Annotated in this window: 20 protein-coding genes; 10 read left to right on the forward strand and 10 right to left on the reverse strand. The window is 38.6% G+C overall.

Annotated elements, in window-relative coordinates; genetic code table 11:
- Window positions 1-46: 46 nt before the first annotated feature.
- On the forward strand, window positions 47-199 hold the full coding sequence (locus tag ACNSTQ_RS15220; protein WP_418200670.1) for a hypothetical protein: 153 nt from the start codon (window positions 47-49) through the stop codon (window positions 197-199).
- 58 nt (window positions 200-257) lie between these two features.
- Here the strand turns inward: ACNSTQ_RS15220 and ACNSTQ_RS15225 are convergent, their stop codons facing one another.
- From ACNSTQ_RS15225 to ACNSTQ_RS15235, 3 genes are all read right to left on the reverse strand, one after another.
- A complete protein-coding gene (locus tag ACNSTQ_RS15225) occupies window positions 258-824 on the reverse strand; it encodes an FAD-dependent oxidoreductase (RefSeq protein WP_418200671.1) in 567 nt (188 codons plus the stop codon).
- A gap of 83 nt (window positions 825-907) precedes the next feature.
- Window positions 908-1534, reverse strand: a complete 627-nt coding sequence (locus tag ACNSTQ_RS15230; protein WP_418200672.1) for an FMN-dependent NADH-azoreductase — start codon at window positions 1532-1534, stop codon at window positions 908-910.
- 243 nt (window positions 1535-1777) lie between these two features.
- Window positions 1778-2215 carry a MarR family winged helix-turn-helix transcriptional regulator gene (locus ACNSTQ_RS15235; protein ID WP_418200673.1) on the reverse strand — a complete coding sequence of 146 codons (438 nt, stop codon included), beginning with the start codon at window positions 2213-2215 and terminating at the stop codon, window positions 1778-1780.
- Between the two features lie 202 nt (window positions 2216-2417).
- Here ACNSTQ_RS15235 and ACNSTQ_RS15240 point away from each other — a divergent pair, with 202 nt between their 5' ends.
- The 4 genes from ACNSTQ_RS15240 to ACNSTQ_RS15255 all read left to right on the forward strand — a co-directional run bounded on the left by ACNSTQ_RS15240 (window position 2418) and on the right by ACNSTQ_RS15255 (window position 6361).
- The gene (locus ACNSTQ_RS15240; RefSeq protein ID WP_418200674.1) at window positions 2418-2936 is read left to right on the forward strand and encodes a hypothetical protein; all 519 of its coding nucleotides are present in this window, start codon (window positions 2418-2420) and stop codon (window positions 2934-2936) included.
- A 202-nt stretch (window positions 2937-3138) separates the two neighbouring features.
- Complete coding sequence (locus ACNSTQ_RS15245) at window positions 3139-3294, forward strand: hypothetical protein (protein WP_418200675.1); 156 nt, start codon at window positions 3139-3141, stop codon at window positions 3292-3294.
- 242 nt (window positions 3295-3536) lie between these two features.
- Entirely contained in the window at window positions 3537-4274 is a 738-nt protein-coding gene (locus ACNSTQ_RS15250; RefSeq protein WP_418200676.1) for an alpha/beta fold hydrolase, read from the forward strand.
- Between the two features lie 125 nt (window positions 4275-4399).
- Window positions 4400-6361 carry an electron transport protein gene (locus tag ACNSTQ_RS15255; RefSeq protein WP_418200677.1) on the forward strand — a complete coding sequence of 654 codons (1962 nt, stop codon included), beginning with the start codon at window positions 4400-4402 and terminating at the stop codon, window positions 6359-6361.
- 154 nt (window positions 6362-6515) lie between these two features.
- Here the strand turns inward: ACNSTQ_RS15255 and ACNSTQ_RS15260 are convergent, their stop codons facing one another.
- The 4 genes from ACNSTQ_RS15260 to pepV all read right to left on the reverse strand — a co-directional run bounded on the left by ACNSTQ_RS15260 (window position 6516) and on the right by pepV (window position 11513).
- Window positions 6516-7721: an OFA family MFS transporter gene (locus ACNSTQ_RS15260; protein ID WP_418200678.1), complete on the reverse strand. Its 1206-nt coding sequence runs from the start codon at window positions 7719-7721 to the stop codon at window positions 6516-6518.
- Between the two features lie 379 nt (window positions 7722-8100).
- On the reverse strand, window positions 8101-8988 hold the full coding sequence (locus ACNSTQ_RS15265) for a hypothetical protein (protein ID WP_418200679.1): 888 nt from the start codon (window positions 8986-8988) through the stop codon (window positions 8101-8103).
- 221 nt (window positions 8989-9209) lie between these two features.
- The gene (locus ACNSTQ_RS15270) at window positions 9210-9929 is read right to left on the reverse strand and encodes a TspO/MBR family protein (RefSeq protein WP_418200680.1); all 720 of its coding nucleotides are present in this window, start codon (window positions 9927-9929) and stop codon (window positions 9210-9212) included.
- Between the two features lie 165 nt (window positions 9930-10094).
- Window positions 10095-11513, reverse strand: coding sequence for a dipeptidase PepV (pepV, locus tag ACNSTQ_RS15275; RefSeq protein ID WP_418200681.1), 1419 nt, complete (start codon window positions 11511-11513; stop codon window positions 10095-10097).
- Window positions 11514-11823: 310 nt separating this feature from the next.
- Between pepV and ACNSTQ_RS15280 the strand changes: the two genes are divergently transcribed.
- From ACNSTQ_RS15280 to ACNSTQ_RS15290, 3 genes are all read left to right on the forward strand, one after another.
- A complete protein-coding gene (locus ACNSTQ_RS15280; RefSeq protein WP_418200682.1) occupies window positions 11824-12339 on the forward strand; it encodes an acyl-CoA thioesterase in 516 nt (171 codons plus the stop codon).
- A 131-nt stretch (window positions 12340-12470) separates the two neighbouring features.
- A complete protein-coding gene (locus ACNSTQ_RS15285) occupies window positions 12471-13193 on the forward strand; it encodes an HAD family hydrolase (protein WP_418200683.1) in 723 nt (240 codons plus the stop codon).
- Window positions 13194-13304: 111 nt separating this feature from the next.
- Window positions 13305-13451 carry a hypothetical protein gene (locus ACNSTQ_RS15290; protein ID WP_418200684.1) on the forward strand — a complete coding sequence of 49 codons (147 nt, stop codon included), beginning with the start codon at window positions 13305-13307 and terminating at the stop codon, window positions 13449-13451.
- 145 nt (window positions 13452-13596) lie between these two features.
- Here ACNSTQ_RS15290 and ACNSTQ_RS15295 read toward each other — a convergent pair whose 3' ends face one another.
- The gene (locus ACNSTQ_RS15295) at window positions 13597-14277 is read right to left on the reverse strand and encodes an N-acetylmuramoyl-L-alanine amidase (RefSeq protein ID WP_418200685.1); all 681 of its coding nucleotides are present in this window, start codon (window positions 14275-14277) and stop codon (window positions 13597-13599) included.
- Between the two features lie 168 nt (window positions 14278-14445).
- Between ACNSTQ_RS15295 and ACNSTQ_RS15300 the strand changes: the two genes are divergently transcribed.
- Window positions 14446-15381 (forward strand): nucleoside hydrolase, encoded by a 936-nt coding sequence (locus ACNSTQ_RS15300; protein ID WP_418200686.1) that lies wholly within the window; start codon window positions 14446-14448, stop codon window positions 15379-15381.
- A 52-nt stretch (window positions 15382-15433) separates the two neighbouring features.
- Here the strand turns inward: ACNSTQ_RS15300 and ACNSTQ_RS15305 are convergent, their stop codons facing one another.
- Complete coding sequence (locus ACNSTQ_RS15305) at window positions 15434-16651, reverse strand: iron-containing alcohol dehydrogenase (RefSeq protein WP_418200687.1); 1218 nt, start codon at window positions 16649-16651, stop codon at window positions 15434-15436.
- Between the two features lie 43 nt (window positions 16652-16694).
- The gene (locus ACNSTQ_RS15310) at window positions 16695-18227 is read right to left on the reverse strand and encodes an aldehyde dehydrogenase family protein (RefSeq protein WP_418200688.1); all 1533 of its coding nucleotides are present in this window, start codon (window positions 18225-18227) and stop codon (window positions 16695-16697) included.
- Window positions 18228-18405: 178 nt separating this feature from the next.
- Here ACNSTQ_RS15310 and ACNSTQ_RS15315 point away from each other — a divergent pair, with 178 nt between their 5' ends.
- Window positions 18406-19086: a response regulator transcription factor gene (locus ACNSTQ_RS15315; protein ID WP_418200689.1), complete on the forward strand. Its 681-nt coding sequence runs from the start codon at window positions 18406-18408 to the stop codon at window positions 19084-19086.
- The last annotated feature ends 10 nt before the right edge of the window (window positions 19087-19096 follow it).

A 19096-nucleotide genomic window follows, 5' to 3' on the forward strand; every position in this document is an offset into this window, starting at 1 on the left:
TGATTGAGATAGGAAAGGGACGAGTTAAAAAAATGGAGGGGTTTCAATGAGTGTCCACAAAACAGAACCAAATTATTATGACGGAAGAGATGTTTCAAAACTAAAAATTCAACTTAATGATAGCCAAACCGTTTCTAAACCACGAACAGATACACTTCTAAAGTTTCCTGTATTTCCGAATTTAAATATGAAAAACTAAATATAAAGTAAAAAAGGGTGATCCATACAAATTGGATCACCCTTTTTAAAGCCATTAATTATGATTTTAATACATCATGATCGACGTAACGCTCGCCATTTAACTCACTAACAATATTAATAGCTACAGAAGCACCATGACCTGCTGTAATAATCGTGTGAACACTAACACCAGCTATCGTTCCAGCTGCCCAGATCCCGTCAACGTTTGTTTTGCCGTAAGCGTCGGTTTCGACAATCGTTTTAATTCTCGGCTCTGTACCGTCAACTAAATTGACACCGATCTTACTAGCTAAGTCTGTTAATGCTCCAGTTGCTAACACGACATGCTTCGCTTGAAATTGGCCATTGTCTTCTGTTGCAATAGTAAAAACATCGTCCTCTTTAGCAATCGTCATAACCGTATCCTTCACGATTTCAGCACCTTGCTTGATCGCTTGATTTTTTCCTAATTCAAGAAGTTCAGGTCCTTCAATCCCGTTTACACCATAGTGATTTTCAACCCAGGCACGGTTTGTCATACTTTTATCATTTTCAAAAACGACTGTTTTCTTTCCTGCCTTTGCTGTAAAAAGGGCAGCACTAGCACCCGCTGGACCAGCTCCAATAATTGCTACTTCATACATACTAATTCCTCCATAGATTCATAGTTTTTATTAAAACTAGAGTTTCAGTTTATAAAGCCTCTAGTTGTGAAACAGTAGTAACTTTAAAATTCCTTTGCTGCTTTTTTCGCTTTTTCAATTCCTTCAGCAATAATAGCTTCCGCTTGGTCAGGGAACTGATTGTGACCCTCTACAATAATTGTAGTTGGGTTTTGAATGCCCCAAAAACCGAGTATATTTTGTACATAATTGACAGCCATTTCTACTGATTGAGCAGGGCCTTCTGAGTAAATACCACCACGAGCATTCAATAGAACAACTTGTTTATCCGTAATTAAGCCAACTGGGCCATCGGCTATGTATTTAAACGTTTGCCCTGCTTGTGATAAGTAATCAAAGTACGTGTGCAGTACAGCAGGAACTGTAAAATTCCAAAGAGGGAAGGCGATCACAACTTTATCTGCTGCTAAAAATTGAGTTAAATACTTAGTAACAATTTCAGTTGCACCTTGTTCTTCAGCAGTTAGTTCCATTCCTTTTGTCAGCTTAAACATTCCGTTGATCATATTTGTATCATAATAAGGTAAGTTTTCATTAAAAAGATCTAGCTCAGTAATTTGATCCTGTGGGTGGGATTTTCTATAACTATCAAGAAACGCTTGATAGAGCTTAACACTAACTGCCTGGTCAATTGGTCTTGAATTCGCTTTAATAAATAATACATTCGACATGGTAAAACCTCCAAAGATGTGTTTAATTTAAGATGTTGGTATAGCAACTAAAGTACTATAAAGTTGATACAGCAACAATTTTAATGCGAGATGTTGCTGTATCAACTATTATTTATAAATATAACTGTTTTTAGCAAGAAAAGCGTAAGCGCCAGATCACCATGATAGGCTAAAGTCCCCTGAAGAGATCAAGAAAACAGAGGTGTTCATTTATCGTTAGGGGGCCCGGAGCTGGAGAGCATCTCATTTATAAAAACAGTCTACATTTTTACTCATTTTAGTAAGTGTCTTTTCTAATTGTTCTAATTCTTCTTTTGAAATATCTTTAACAACTACATCATTAAACTCTTCTGTAATTGGAACAACTTTTTCACCCAAATCCTTACCTTCAGTTGTTAAAAATAACTTCACAGAACGACGGTCATCATTACAATTCACTCTAGAAATGAAACCTTTTTTTTCAAGGTTTGAAGCCATTCGCGCGATGTTTGTTTTATCTTTATTTAGTTTTTGAGAAATTTGATTTTGTGTTAAACCGTCTTGTTCCCAGAGGAGCATCATGACTAAATTTTGCTCAGGAGCTAAGTTAAAAGCTTCTAGTTTAGCTTTAATATAACTCGTTAAGTGTAAGTCAGTTTGATGAATTTTAATACTAATGTAGTCATGCAAAGATAGTTTCAAAAGAATTACCTCACTATTTATTTTAGTTGCTATACATACTATTTATAGTTTCAAATTATAAAGAAGTGGAGAGACGATGTCAAATTCTTTGCTTTTTTTATTGGTTAGGAAATTTACCTAATTTTAGGTATTAGCCCGCTCGCTTTTCTAGGTATTTGCATACAAAGGAAGAGAAGTAAATTAAAAAAGGATGGTTTTTTTCATGGAGAGAAATTGTAACTGTAAAAATAAAGGTATGACAAAACCAGCAGGATTAGAAAATATGATGCCACATATGCACGGTCATGAAATGATGGGGCAGCCAGGAATGACAATGCCATTAATGGATCAACACCACATGCAGCCTATGATGCCACATGCTCACCATCAACAGATGATGATGCCATCATGTCAAGGAATGCCGCACACGATGACACCGTGCCAAACGATGCCAGCTCACCACCAGCACGGTATGATGCCTCACGCACAACATCAACACGCGATGATGCCGCATATGATGCCTCATGCACAACACCAGCAGGCGATGATGCCGCATATGATGCCTCACTCACAACACCAGCAGGCGATGATGCCATCTCATATGATGCCTCATGCACAACATCAGGCCATGATGCCGCAAATGATGGACGATCAATTTATGGAAGGTCCGATGACGCACCCATTTCCATCAGGTGATGTGTATGAAACACAATTTCAGCAATTCCCATTTCGTAAACAATAATTGAATTTAGCGAGTATTCTTGTTAAGTCCGATTCAGTACAGCCGTCTTAATATGAATTTGTCATTTAAGTAAAAATTATGCAACAAAAGACTCATTCAAGCCTTTCTATGGCTGAATGAGTCTTTTGTTATTAATGAAGTGTAATATCAATGATACAAATTATGGAGTTCGTGTAATATTGTAAAAGGAGGCGAACGTAAAATGCAAGGAATTTTCAAAAGAGCATTATGGTCAGGCACGCCAATCGAGATGATTTACCTTTCCAAAAAGAAAATCATTACCCAACGAATTTTAACCATTAAGAAGTTTGATCAAGAACGAGTTCTTGGAATTTGTCATCATAGCAACCAAATATGAATGTTCAATCTCGAAAATATCTTGTCAGTTGCAGAACGCCCTGATGAAAAGAAAAGGTATGGGTGATTGCTTAATAACCTCCACATATCAAAACAGGTACATCATAGAAACTTAAAGGGATGTAATTCATTTTCTAATAAATTTGTGCCAGCCATGGATGAGAGTAAACGATTTAAGACATAATTATGATAAAAAACCGTCGTATCCTATTCTGCAGGACAAAAATGAAGGAGTTATTTCGTATGCTGCATTATCATCGTCAAGGTACAGGAGAACCTCTCCTCTTGATCCATGGATTTTTAAGTACGAATCGTGTATACGATAAGATTCGTTCTGATTTTGTTGATACCTATGATGTCATTTCAATAGATTTGCCAGGGCACGGAAAGTCAACGTTAAAGAACGAAAACACGGTGTATGACTATGCGCATTCTATAGTACAACTGTTAGACTCTTTAAAAATAACGAATGCGACCTGGGTCGGTCATTCGATGGGTGGCTATATTACAATGGCTGCTATTGAGAAGTATACTCCTTATGTAAGACGAGCTGCTTTTGTGTATTCGTCTCCCGTCCACGATAGTGAAAAGGATAAGGCCCAACGAGATGAGCATATCGGTTTAGTCAAGCGAGAAGGGGTGGCTGCACTTGCCAAGAAGCGTATCCCAACATATTTTGCATTTCAAGGAGAGCCCAAAGATGTAAGGGAGGCGTTTCGTCACGCAGATCAAACAACACAAGAAGGAGCAATTGCTGCACTACACGCGATGAAAGAACGACCAAATCAAGTGAATATGCTTAACCGAGTAGATTTACCTTTATTTTTTTTAGAGGGGACAAAAGATCTATCAGAAGCACCGTTTCACGCAACCTCATCTCAGATTACAAAATCATCAACAGACACTTCACATATGGGAATGCTCGATAACCCGAACCAATTCATCACTGAACTCAAAAATTGGCTCACTTTAACACACTAAAGGTACCTGGTACCTAGAAATGGTAGTAGTAGTATCTTATAAAAGTGCTTCCTATCCTGTATATGTTCAATGTTTTCTAAGGAAAATATCTACAGAATATTCATCGAAAGGTAGGGGAGCATGAAATGAAAAAACGGACTATATTCATACTTATTGTCTTTCTTGTAGCACTTGTTGTTGGCGCGATCAATATTATCGAGCCCGAATACGCCTACATTCCTCGAAAAGGTGAAATATTAAATGATGCACGGTCTAATGTCGGCCACGGAACAAGTTATGACGTCTGGGGAGTAACTGTTACACCCGAAGATGCAGCCAAACTCCTACAAACAGAGGATGGAATGGAAATGCTCTCTCCTTCCAATGGAGCAGTAGAAGTAGATGAAGACTTTGTAGAACTTGGTCGGGAAATCTTTTATAAAGAAACTTTTGATAATGAAATATATCTCACAGATATCTTAGGAATGTTAGATGGACCAATCACAATCACTAATATTGCAAAAGCGATACTCAAACTACAGGGTGGACACACGGATAACCTCCGAGTCGAACTCGCTGAAAACGTAACAATCGGTGGTAAAAACTATGCAAAAGGCGAGAAAATTGATACAGGGTTAGATGTGCCAAAAAGTGCATTGTCTCCCCTTGGGATGCCGATTTCTTATCAAGACGGAAGGTTGAAGGCCGGGGTAAGTTGTGCAGCCTGTCACGCCACTGTGGATCGGGATACGGGAATGATCATTGAAGGCGCACCTAATCTAAACTTTAACGCAGGGATGATGCTAGCATTAGCTTCAAACTCAGCTGCCTATTTTACAAACACAGAAGTAGATGCAGAAAAAATTAAAGCTTTTATCGAAGATCACGATCGGACAGTAGAAACGACAGACGGGAAACGTGAACCGCTACCAGATCCCGAAAAGCTTGAAAGAGCAGTCGATGAAATGCTTGTCCAGTGGCCTCCAGGTAATTTTGACTCGACCGTTGACCTAGTAAACAACCCAGCCCAGATTCCAGATTCATTTACATTAGGTGATCACCCATATGGCTGGAATGGATTTGCGGCAATAGGTCCATTTAAGGGTCTCAGCTCATTAAATAACAATGTTCACGCTCAAAACTCGGATTTATTAGCCCAAGCTGACCAAAGTAATGAATTATTCGATATTGATAAGGAAGTGTACATCGGAACGATCTTACAAAACGCAGCCAACGAAAATTATCGCTTCGATCCAAATTCCGGCATGAAACCATCAGAGTTCCTGAAAATGATTGATGAAGAGCCCGATGTTCCAGGGGTTAACGAAATGGTGAAGCCACCGACTTACCCGAAAATATCAATGTTTTCACCAAACGGAACGGTCATTAGTTCTCCAGGCTTTCATTTCGGTGAGCAAATTAACGCGATGTCCGCTTATCAAAACTCGCTAATACCGCCAAAATATGAAATCGATGAAGCGACTAAAGCACAAGGGCGTGAAGTGTTCCACCGAGCAGGATGTATTTCGTGTCATGCCGGGCCTGCATATACGAATCATCGAATCATCGATAATGATATAGTAAAAGCACAGCCTTCTAGAGCAAAAGCGTTCGAAGATGCAGACAAATTATTAGAAGATTCGTGGATCTATTCTTTTGATACACCGGTACCAATTCCAAGAGAAGCAAAGGCCATTCGTGTACCAACTGAGCATGTTGACGAAGAACAGAAAAAGCTAACACTTGCTCAAGATGAAAATAGCAGCGGCGGTTATAAGGTTAAAGGGTTAATTGGACTTAAATGGTCACCACCTTACTTGCATGATGGCGGGGTTGCTGTTGGTCCTAATGAAAAAACAGACCTCGGTATACCGGGAACCTTGCATAAAGCCATTAATCCGGACCCATATAACAGTTTAAAAGCGCTTGTTGACTCTCATTTACGTAAAAAAGTAGTAGCAGCAAACCGGAAATCAAAACCACTTCAAGAAGCAAACGTGGAAGGGATCGGTCATGAACATTGGGTCGATCAAACGAATGGTTTCACAAAAGAAGAACAAGATGCGTTAATTGAATTTATGCTTTCCCTAACTTCAAGTGAGGAGTAAGTGCGAAGATTGAAAAACCTAAGAGAAACAAGGTGGGACCCTATTCTCTTAGGTTTTTATTCATTAGACAGGTATTTAATTCAGATATAAAGAAAATGTGCAGCCCCCCTCATTCTTCTAACCAAAGTGGGGGGCTGCCTTACATACATGCTTCCTATGCAGCTTCCTTACCAATGAACTTTTTAGACCCAATAGGTTGAGGTACTTTAACGAGCTTGGCCATGAACATGGCGATGACACAGATAAAGCCCGCGATGAGAAAGGCCTGTGAAAAGGGTAGAGCTTTTACAATAAATGGTCCTGCAAAAGCAGATAGACCGTATGCTTGATACATAAACCCGTAATTGCTGCCGATATTTTTCGTTCCATAAAAATCTGCCGTAACAGAAGGGAAAAGAGCTAAAAAACCACCGAAACAAAACCCTATCAGTGAAACGGAAATTAAAAATGACCAATACATCATTTCACCGAAACTCATGTAAAACATGATAACCGCAGTTAACCCGTAGATTAGCATGAGCGTATTTGTTCGGCCGAGACGATCCGAGAGATTACCTAATATAATTCGTCCTGCTGCATTAAAGAGTGCAATTACCATTACAGCGTTAGCTGCTTTTTCAAGGTCAAGCTTCGCCACCTCGATCCCGATATCAACTGCAAAACTAATGACCATTAACCCAGCCATACTCCCGAATAAAAACATAACCCATAATAAATAAAATTGATAGGTGGACAACATTTCCTTTGGTGAAAAATGAGTATTTGAGTCCAACATGACTGAATTTTCTTTTGTTGTTGCTTGCTCCAGCACCGGTGGATTTTTTAACAACTGGGCACCCATAACAACAAAAAATAGATAAATCATTCCTAAATATAAAAAGGAGGATGATACACCAGCAGCACCGATTAAATATCCGATAACCGGCTTATAAATTAACCCACCTAAACCAAATCCAGCGACAGCGACACCACTGATAAATCCACGTTTTTCAGGAAACCATTTTACGCAGGCCGATAACGGGCAAACGTACGTCATTCCAATTCCAATCCCGCCAATCACACCATAGAATAAATAAAGTTGCATGAGCGTTGACGCTTGACTGGACAAAATTAATCCAACACCGAGAAGTAATCCCCCAATTGTGGCCACCCATCTTGGGCCAATTTTATCTTGAAGCCTTCCAGCGAAAATTGTAGTTAATGCGAACGTCGCAATCGTGATGGAAAACGTAACTACAACGTCTTCTCGAGCCCAGCCAAATTTATCAATTAGTGGCTGATTAAATAAACTCCACGCGTATACTGCTCCTAAGTTAATTTGAATAATAACAGCACCGAGGACGACTAACCATCTATTCATAAGTAAAACCTCCTTAATATGTACATAAGCCTATAAAAATTTTTCATTTACACAAAAAAGAGACCAATGATGATCAATTCATAATCAACATTGGCCCCTTTAGTACTCACACCTTGGTATTTACAAAAAGTTTCCGTATACATAATATTTAATGTTATTTAATTCATATCAATAAGCAGCAATAAAACAAAAGATAATTTTAGATGATTTCTCTTACCCTTGCAAAAAATAAAGGCAACAGCTCTCATGAAATTTTATTTTCTTGGTGTCACTTTAATTATTATGGCATAGTTTTTTTCGAAGTCAACCAAAAAATAAAATGAAGACGATTACATTTGAATGTAATCGTCTTCATTACCAGTTAATCAAGTATAGGTTCTTAGACCAACATTTTCTCTTTTTTGTCACGATCTAATGCAACAGATCCATTATTCTCATATAACTTTTGATGTATGAACTTTCCAATAGCCATACTAGCAATCTTTGTAACGAGTGAAGCTGTATAAAAAGCCGGATAAGAATATATTTTTATAACTTTTGCTTTAATTAACAAAGTTTCTAGCAAGATGAAAGAAACGACCGTTACCGCAGCCCTTCTTTTTATATTCTTCAATACAGCAATAACAAAAAGGACCGAGCTAAGTCCACTGTATAAAGAAGACAACGTAACGTGACTTCGATATCGATTTTTATAGAGAGGAACATTGAAAAAACAAGTACGAAATAGTGAAACATGTAAGAAGTTCATCGTCGAGTAACAGACAAATACAGAAAAGAAGATTGTTAACACTTCAAATAGTCTGTTCTTTTTTTCTATAATTTGAATTGTCCAGTATCTTGCGATTACATAAAAAAATTGTAATCCAACCGTTGTAAATGGAGTAACCCACCAATTGAGTTTAAATATTTTTTGTTTAATAAAAACCTTCTCAATACCAACAGACAGTAGTAATGCAAAAAAAGTAGACCATCTTGCTTTTAAATTAAGCATATTTATAAACAGGCTAGTCGTTGGGACGACAAATAGTTGTGAAACAGTTGAGCCAAATACATTATCAAAGTATTGCTTTTTTAGAATTTTGGGATCATACTCATAGGCTTTGCCAATCACAAGAACAAAAAATTCAAAAAAGTAATTGAGTCCGGTAAATGTAACATAAAGAGGCCAGAAGTACCTCTTGTTTCCCTTTTTGGTTTTCCGAAAGGTATAGATTAATAAAAGTATCGAAAAGAAATTTAAACTTAAATATAAGAGTCTATTTTTCATAAATTTAAGCCACCTAACCGCACCTTTTCGTAAATTATAGATACATTTAGAGTAAATAAGGATCTTTTTTATTCACTGCAAGCTCTAAATTGGGACTATTACTCATTAGAATAACCAAAGAGTCACATTCTCATGAGTTCGTTCGGAAATGAAAAGAGCAGAGAAGAACTGATCCGAAAATCGAAATAACGACGGTTAGGCTTGTTATTTATATCTTTTCGTCAACTTTTTGCCTTTATGGGTAAGAGAGTAACGATAACAATAATTGCAGCTAGCACGTAAGTAAGATTAGCTAACGATGGGTAAGCAGATTGATTTTGAACACCGATTCCAACAATTGCCCATACGAAAACGAGTGGAAAAAGGCGATCATTTTGATGGATCCTAAAATAGACAGCTAACAATGTCGCTACAACAAGCATGATAATGGTCCATGTCACTTGTGATAAACCAAATCCACCCCAAGTGTATTCCACTAAAACATAGCTAACATTAGCTATGGTTGCGACACTGATCCAGCCGAGATAAATGGAAAAAGGAGCTTGGTCGATTTTCGCTGGATCGGTAGCCTTGACCTTTTGGTAAAGAAAAATGAGTGTAAGAAGCAAGCTAACCATGACTGGGACGGTCCATAAAAATAATTGATAATGCCAAAGAAAGATCCATGCCGTATTCAATAGGCAACTTAAGATAAATAGGGAACTTGTTTCTGTATATAACGGAAGATTTCTGCGATTTTTAGGAATTCCCCTGACAAGCCACACACCGAGAAGCAAATAAATTAGACCCCAAATAGAAAAAACATAACCTGCTGGAGTAAATAAAACCTCGAGTCTAGCAGAAATTTCTCCTGTTGTTTTCCCGCCAATCGGAATAATGTTCGCAAGCGCGTTCACTCCGACCATAAGTAAATAGGCAAGCCAATTAAAAATAAGCACCATTTCAATACCTCCTCTGCAAATTCTTTCTAACCATGGTGATAAACCTAATTATAAATATTATGAAAAAGACGCACCAATCATGTATGGTACGTCCAACTGTAAACTTTTCAATAAAATTAGCTTCCACACCGCGCTAAGTCGATTGATAAAGTGAAACCGGATAACTTATCCTTCCATGTTGGCAAGGTTGTAAATGGCTCTCGCATAAATGGCCGTAGCTTTTAAGAGGTCATCGACTTCAATATACTCATCTTTTTGATGAGCTGTCATTTCTTTTCCAGGAAAGACAGCTCCGTATGCAACGCAATTCGGAAGCAAGCTAGCATATGTATTACCGCCACTTGAAAGCAAGGTTGGTTCATTGCCTGTTTCTTCTTCATAAGCCAATTGGAGGGAGCGGATCATCGGTGTATCTTTGTCGACGTGATGAGGATTTTTATTACGAATCTCATCTACCGTGAACTCAGTAGCTTTTAAGGCACTTTGAATTGTACTTTCAATTGTTTCAAATTGAGCTGTTACCGGGTATCTAATATTCAATTGTACGTATCCTTCCGTTCCTTCGTATTGAAAGATGGCTGGATTAACTGTTAAAGGTCCTGTAATTTCATCCGAATGATTGATACCTAGTTTTTCGCCGTAGTGATCTTCATAAAGGGCCGTATCAATAAATGAGAGATATTCTTTTCCACTTGCATCTAGTCCTAACGTATTTAGAAAGTGCGCTAAGTGAACTGCTGCGTTTTTACCTTTAAATGGCTCCATGCTGTGAGCAGACAGCCCTTTTAGGTTCAAGGTTATTTCTTCGCCATTAATTGAACTTTCCCCTTGCAAATCATTGCTTTCTAAAAAGGAAGTAAACTTCGCCGACATGGTTGAAACATCTCCATGAACAATCGCTGTTGCCGTTTCAGGAACCATATTCGCTCTAGATCCAGATGCAAAAGAAAGGAGTGTAAAAGGACTTTGTGACTTGTCATCCGAAGCATTTACATTAGTCATACCACATTTCACATGAATTTGTCCTTTTTCTGCATTAATGATTGGGAAAGTAGCATCAGGTGCAAACCCGGCAACTGGAGGTTGTTCTACTTCACGATACGTCTTCAAACAACTCATTCCACTTTCTTCATCTGTCCCGAATATAATTCGAACGTTACGCTTTAGTGGTAATTGCAGTTCGTTTATAAGCTTTACCGCGTAGAACGCTGCCATCGTTGGTCCTTTGTCGTCAATGGCTCCTCGCGCATACAGTTTTCCTTCACGGATCGTCGGTTCAAACGGAGGAGAGGTCCATTCTCCCGTTGCGGGGACAACATCGATGTGACAAAGCACCGCTACATGATCATCATTTGTTGTACCTTTTAATTCACCATATCCATAAAACCCTTCATGATTTTTTATAACCATCCCTTGTTGAGAAGATAGATGTAACATATAGTCAAGAGCCTCAGCTACATTCTTACCCATCGGATATTCTGACGAAGCCGTTTCTGGATCTTTCGTACTTTCAATTTTGAGCAAGTTCGTTAAATCTAATAGTAAATCTTCTTTTCGTTTCAGTACTTCTTCATACCAATTCATTGGCGAACAACTCCTTTTTATGTATTTTGAAGAAAAGAGAAGAAACATTAGAAATTTCTTAGTAACACGAAATATAAACTTCATCCCTATTATACAGATCTTTTTTATATCGTAGGAAGGTTTTGTAGAAAACTTTGCGAATACAATGTTTATCACTTTCTATTTATAAGGAATAATGAATGTAGGGCTGATTTATATTCAAAAGCTTCACGCTAAAGCGTGAAGAACCAAGCTTTCGCTTGGTTACGGTCCAATAGCTAAAAGCAACATTCTTTTAGAAAGAGCCATGTAGAAAGAAGGAGGTTTGACCATGAAACCTAAATTTGTAAAAGAATCGAGAGTGATTAAAACACATTTAGTATTACCGAATGAGACGAATAATCACAATACATTATTCGGTGGTATTTTAATGAGGAATGTAGATGAGGTAGCTTCGATCAGTGCGAGGCTTCATAGTCGGACTGATGTAGTAACAGCATCGACCGATTCGGTAGATTTTTTAAATCCTATTTATCAAAGTGATGCGGTATCTTTAGAGTCATTTGTAACTTGGACTGGGAAGACGTCGATGGAGATCTTCGTAAAAATTATTGCAGAAGATTTTAATTCTGGAGATAGAAGAATGGCTGCTACTGCTTTTCTAACGTTTGTTAGTCTAGGAGAAGACGGACGACCCATTCCTGTTCCAGGAGTAACCCCAGAAACAGAAGAAGAAATGAAATTAAATAAGACGGGCCATGAACGAGCAAAAATCCGGATTGAACGAAGAAAACAAAGTAAAGAAATGGCAGAATTTATAACGACCACGAAGCCGTGGGAAAAGTGAGATTGGGTAAAGTGAAATTTGACGCCATTGTAATGCCTCTTTACTTTTTATAAATGGTATTTATGTTATAATTTGGGATGAACATTCTATTAAAATTGTAAAAAAATTCACAGATATAAGAGGCGATAATCATGGCAAAAGTAATCTTATTCGACTTAGATGGAACACTTCTTCCAATGGATACGGAATCTTTTATTCAGACATACATTAAGGAACTCGCTCCACGAGTTGCACATATTGTGGAGCCGCAACGCTTTGTACCATCCCTATGGGCAGGAACCGAAGCGATGATAAAAAACTTAGATCCAATGAAAACGAATGAACAAGTGTTTGAAGAAACATTTCTCAATGCTGTAAACGTAAAAAAAGAAGACATTTGGCCTACATTAGACCACTTTTATGAGAGTGTTTTCCCGACTTTCTCTCATTTAACAAAGCCCACGCTAACAGCAAAAAAAGTAGTAGAAGAGGTTTTTTCACAAGGATACCGAGTGGGAATTGCTACAAACCCAGTTTTCCCAAAAGTAGCGATTCATCATCGTTTAAACTGGGCAGGCGTTGCGGATATGCCATTTGAAATGGTGACGGTGTACGAGGAGAGTACATTTACAAAACCACATACCCATTATTACGAGTCGATTTGTAATCGCCTAGAAGTAACCCCAGAAGAATGCATTATGATCGGTAACGATATTCAAGAAGATATGGTCGTTAGCGAACTGGGGATGAAAACGTTCCTCGTCGAAGGACATGTTATCGACCGTGGGGCACCGAAATATACTTTTGATGAGCGTGGGACGTTAGAAGATTTATATGAGAGAATAGTCAAACGTCAAGGGATATTTGCAAAGTAATAACACCACATTGTAAGCGTCATTGAAAGAAAAAGTAAAACATAATGTTATTATGTAAACTTACTTCTCTTATAAACGATGTCTTTCCTAGATTGGACTGGGGGGTTACTTTTGGAACGCGACTTAGAAAAAGCGTTTAAACAGACAAAAGCTAATCTCGAACTATCTGGTTTTGTCATCACGGAAAAGCATGAAAAGCTAGTCCGTGAACACCTTAACGGCGAGATTAGTGAAGAAGACTTTATAAAACAGTACTAGAGTATGCAAAACAGAAAAGCGATGAAGAAGGAAATTAGGTTACCTAAAAGAAAGCTAAAGATCCCTATATATAAAGGAATCTTTAGCTTTTATTTATGAAAGTGTCATTTATTCTCCGTATCAAAAAGGCCCATAAAGAAAGGTGCTATGAAGAACGAGTCTCTCTTCTAATGTACGCTTCGTACCCTTGTGCTTCTAATTCCTCTGCCAAGCGCTTCGCATTTTCTTCGTTTTCAAATGCCCCTACTTGAACGATAAATAAAACATCGTCTTCTTGATCATTATCTTCTATTTCTTCAAGGTCAAATATCTCCACTAGGCCATTAACATGAGCTTGTGCTATCTCAGTTAGAAACGAAGGATTGCTTAATTTTTCAGCTTCTGAAGCATTATCGACAAAAAGGTTTTCTGTTAAGATAGCAGACATCTCCGTTTCTCGCAGTACAGCAAAGTCGGCTTCTTTTTTACCTCGATCAGTTACATCCAGTGTATTAACGATGACACGATGCATCGTCTCACGCTTATCGACAGTTTCTTCTAAACTATTTGAGTGAATATATGATTCAAAACCAGAACCCTCACCAGCGTTGACGTGAACAGAAATAAAGTAATCAGCGTCCCAATCGTTGGCCATTTGTGCGCGTTCTGAAAGTCCTACGGAACGATCATCTTCACGACTTAACCGAACTTCTACATCTGGATAACGATTTAAGATGGACTGCATTTCTAGAGAAATGGTTAAAACCAAATCTTTCTCAACTAATCCGTTGCCTTCAGCTCCAGTATCGTCACCACCATGTCCAGGGTCAATAAAGATTTTCACCATTTTTACATCACCTCGATAGTTATTCTATGATTTGTTTTTATACCGGTATAGACGAACAAGGAATTTTAATAGAAATGGTTTGTAGTTTACCTAAGGAACAAGCACTTCTCATGAAAATGTCCATCTTGGTCAAACTAAACATACATAGCGGAAAAGGAGAAGATCAAGGTGAGGAGAGTAATCATTGACACGGATACAGCTTCAGATGATGTCGTTGCCATTATTATGGCCCTTCGAGAACCAAGTATTAAAGTAGAAGCGATAACGGTCGTTGCAGGCAATGTTACAGTTGATTTAGCTTCAAAAAATGCCCGTATTTCTGTTGAAAGAGCGAATACGTATATTCCTCCTGTATATAAGGGAGTAGGAAAGCCATTTATGAGAGAGTTGTTTACGTCAGAGTTTGTCCACGGAAAAGACGGCATGGGAAATATGCATCTTCCTGAACCAAAGGTAACAGAAGATCAAGAACATGCTGTTGATGCGATCATTCACCTTATTACGAGTAACCCTGGAGAAATAGAAGTAGTCACATTGGGTCCCCTAATGAATTTGGCACTAGCTTATTTAAAAGAACCGAGAATAGCAGAAATGGTTAAAAAAGTAGTCATTATGGGAGGAGCTGGGCTTGGTCCTGGAAATATTACTCCTGTTGCTGAATTTAACATGTACGTCGATGCAGAAGCAGCTAGTATTGTCTTGCAGTCCGGAATGCCCATAACGATGGTTGGTTGGGATGTTTGCTTAGGAAAGACGTTTCTTTCCAAAGAAGACATCGAATACTTACAGCAACAGAATTCACCGATTGCTGATTTTTGTGTACGGTGTAATCAATCCGTTGAGGCATTTGACGAGAAACGTTTTGGTAAGCGAGGATTTGACCTCCCCGATCCAACGGCAATGGCCGTCGCGATCTCAGACAAAATCATTTTAAAAAAATACGAGGCGTATGCGTATGTCGAAACGAAAAGTGAACAAACGTATGGACAAGTTATTATCGATCAACATCATTTGCTAGAAAAACACGCTAATGTGACAATCTGTGAAGAGGTAGATGCAAAGAGGTTTAAAGAGCTACTATTTAAAAATATAATAGATTGCTAAAGGCACGAAGAACAGTTCTTCATGCCTTTTACAATCCGAATTATACTGTAATTTAATTTTTAATTTGCAGTGGCACTACTTTCTCTCCAATCGCTCGAATCAGTTCAGGAGGCATAGGAAAGTTAAGTGCAGCCGGATCCATTGATACTGCAGTTATCGTCTGCTCAAGATCACTCTCGGAAATATTATAAGCGTCAAAGTTTTCTGGCAGTCCAGTTTTTTGCTGGAGTCCTTTGATTTTGTCCACAATTTGAGTCAAAAGTAATTGCGGGTCATCACCACTTACTGTGTCTACACTTAATGCTTCTGCCAGTTCTTTTACTTTTGGCAGGTAAAGATCAGGAACCGATTCCATGACAACTGGTAAGAAGACAGCATTGGCTAAGCCATGCGGGATACGGAAAAGCGCTCCATAGGCATGGGCAAAATTGTGAACTGGAATCGCATTTAATGCAAAGCTGAAGGCTGTAATTCCCATTAAACTTGCTTGTAACATTTCCATGCGTGCTGTTTTATCTGCACCGTTTTCAACAGCAATCGGTAAGTTTTTTTCAATTAAACGAATGGCATGAAGCGCATAAGCATCTGTTAGTCCAGTTGATGTAGGAGAGGCGAGTGCTTCAACAGCATGTGTTAGCGCATCAAAACCAGTAAATGCCGTTATAAACGGTGGTAAGCCGACTGTTAAATCGGGATCTAAAATAGCCATATCTGCCGCAATAAATGGATTAATCATATTCGTTTTCATTTTAATTTCTTCATTATAAACAACGGCGATAGGAGATACTTCCGAACCTGTTCCAGCAGTCGTAGGAATTGAAATATGCGGGATCGAAATATAATTGGCTTGTGGAAAAGATTCGTATAAAAACCCTCCAGGAATGGCTTCATTTATATTCGTCAGCCCTTTATGAAGAGAGTACTTAACAGCCTTAACCGTATCTAGCACACTGCCGCCACCGACCGCTAACAGCGCATCTGCACCAACTTCTCTAGCATAACGTGTCGCAGCATTGACAGAAGAACTTTCTGCATCTTGAGCAATATCTAAATAAATTCCAGCAAGTTCTGGACCTGTCCCATGTGGAGTTAATTCAAAAATTTGTGCTACTTTTTCAACAACCCCGGCTTGCTCCAATCCTCGATCACTAAATAAAACGACACGTTTTGCACCCAGCCCTCTGAACAGATCAGGAACGAGAGCACGCGTATTTGATCCACTATATATACCTGTACGTAACATAAATTGAGATAAAGTTGTCGTTAACAAAAGATCACCCCGTTATATTGATTTCATTTTAGAACACATGATTTTAGTTTGAATTCGTGTCAGAGAATAAGATTTGGTACCAAGGTCTATTTTTTAAATCAGACACCATGGAAGTATGGACATGTTTTAATTGAGTATAAGCATCTAGAGATTGTTTCCCCATTTCACGACCAATTCCGCTTTGCTTATATCCTCCAAACGGGGCATCATTTCGTAACATATGCCAGTCATTGATCCAAACGACACCAGCTCGTAATTGTCTAGCTGTTTTATAGGCCTTATTAACATCTTCCGTCCAAACACCAGCAGCTAATCCGTAGATCGTATCATTCGCTTGTCTAATAACATCATCCACATCAGAATAGCGGATCACGCTAAGTACTGGGCCAAAAATCTCTTCTTGGGCAATTTTCATATCATTCGTTACATTCGTAAAAATAGTTGGTTCTATAAAATGTCCGCCTTCGCAACCTTCAAGAGTCACTTCTTTTCCGCCACAAACGAGTGTCGCACCTTCGCTTAATCCCGACTCAATATAAGATAAAACGGTATCCCGCTGCTGACTGGAAATAACCGGACCGACGTCAGTTGTTTCCTCTAATGGATGACCAAGCTTCAGTTTCTTCGTCAGCGCAACTAAGCCCTCGACAACCTCCTCGTGCAACTCGTCTGGAACAAATAATCTCGTACCAGACTCACATAATTGACCAGAGTGGAGGAAGACCCCAAATAAACTTCCAGGTAGAGCTAGTTCTAAATTCGCATCATCTAATAAAATATTAGGAGATTTACCGCCTAATTCTAATGTCGTATTTTTGATGGTATGGGAAGCGAGACTCATAATATTTCTCCCGACTTCTGTTGAGCCTGTAAAAGCAATTTTATCGACATCCGGGTGGATTGCTAGTGGTTCACCTACTTCTTTTCCTGAGCCAGTAACGACATTAATTACACCTGGAGGTACGACTTGAGAAATAATTTCTGCTAGCTTCAAAGTTGTTAACGGGGTATAAGATGCTGGCTTAATCACAATCGTGTTTCCAGTCGCAAGAGCCGGAGCAATTTTCCAAGTTGCAATTAACATCGGCATGTTCCAAGGAGTAATTGCTGCACACACACCAATCGGTTCACGCCAGACGAAGTTATGTGCTGGACCAGGGAAAGGAGGAACAGGTAATGTTTCGGAAAACGGATACTCTACCACAAATTTCGCCATCGTTTGAAATAAGTCTGCCATCTGTAAAATATCATTGCTCGATACGCGGCGTACGGTAGCGCCTGAACTAATGACTTCTAAGTACGCTAATTCTTCTGCATTTTGCGTAATTAAGTGTGCAATTGTATTTAAAATTTGCGCGCGGTCCTTTGGCTTCATATACGCCCAGTCTTCATTTTCAAAAGCTACTTTAGCAGCTTGTACAGCTGCGTTCACATCGGCCTCATTACCTTTCGCCACTTTTGCAACGACCTCTCCAGTTGCCGGGTTTTTTACATCAAACGTTTCTCCTGTAAGAGAAGGGACCCATTGTCCATTAATAAATAATGGAAAGTTCAATACCTCAAGATTTACCGTCATAAAGAAAGCCTCCTTTTTCATTGAAACGAAACAAAAATACTTTAAAACCACCGTGTGACAGATTATAATGAAGTTATTAAGTCTAAAAATTCTGATAAGTAAGCGCTTACTTAAATTAATTTTATATACAAAAGACTTCTTGTAACAGTACTGAAAATAGAGGGGTGAATATTGTCGAATGTTAAATGCAAGAATGTTTGATTACATTCATCGTTTACAAACGATAGAGGATCCATTGAAAAGGGTTGAATGGATTATGCGAGGTTGTACAATTTTCTTTCCGTTTAAAAGGGGGACAATCTATACATACTCCCCTTTAAATTATCTTGGAGAAGGGATCATCCTTATTGAAGAGGATATTATCGAACCATTAAATATGATAAAAGAAGATGTTCGTGACTTTCCACCCATTTATTATGCTTTATCGCAAAAAAGACCACATCAAACAATCATCGAACCACGAAATTGGCCCATCCAATACATAGAACAATTCCAATTAACTTCACTCGTCATCATACCGATATGTTATAGCGGAACGGTAATTGGAACAGCGTTGATTGACCGGTATATTGAAGAGCAGGAAGTAACAAAAGATGTAATTGAAGCACTTTATCAATACTTTCAAATTTCAGCTCAATGGCTATTCCCACACTCGAGTGCGAGACAGAAACTAAGTAAACGCGAAAAAGAAGTACTGCAAAAATTATCATACGGTTACAGTCTAAAAGAAATGGCAGATTTTATGGGGCTAAGTGAGTTTACCGTACGTGATTACTTAACATCTGCAAGCCGAAAGCTCGGTACAAAACACCGAACGGAGACTGTGGCTGTGGCGATGCGGAATGGGCTTATTATCTAAAATGGCTCTT

Origin of the sequence: Alkalihalobacterium sp. APHAB7, from assembly GCF_048323755.1 — a bacterium.
Lineage (GTDB): Bacteria > Bacillota > Bacilli > Bacillales > Bacillaceae_F > Alkalihalobacterium.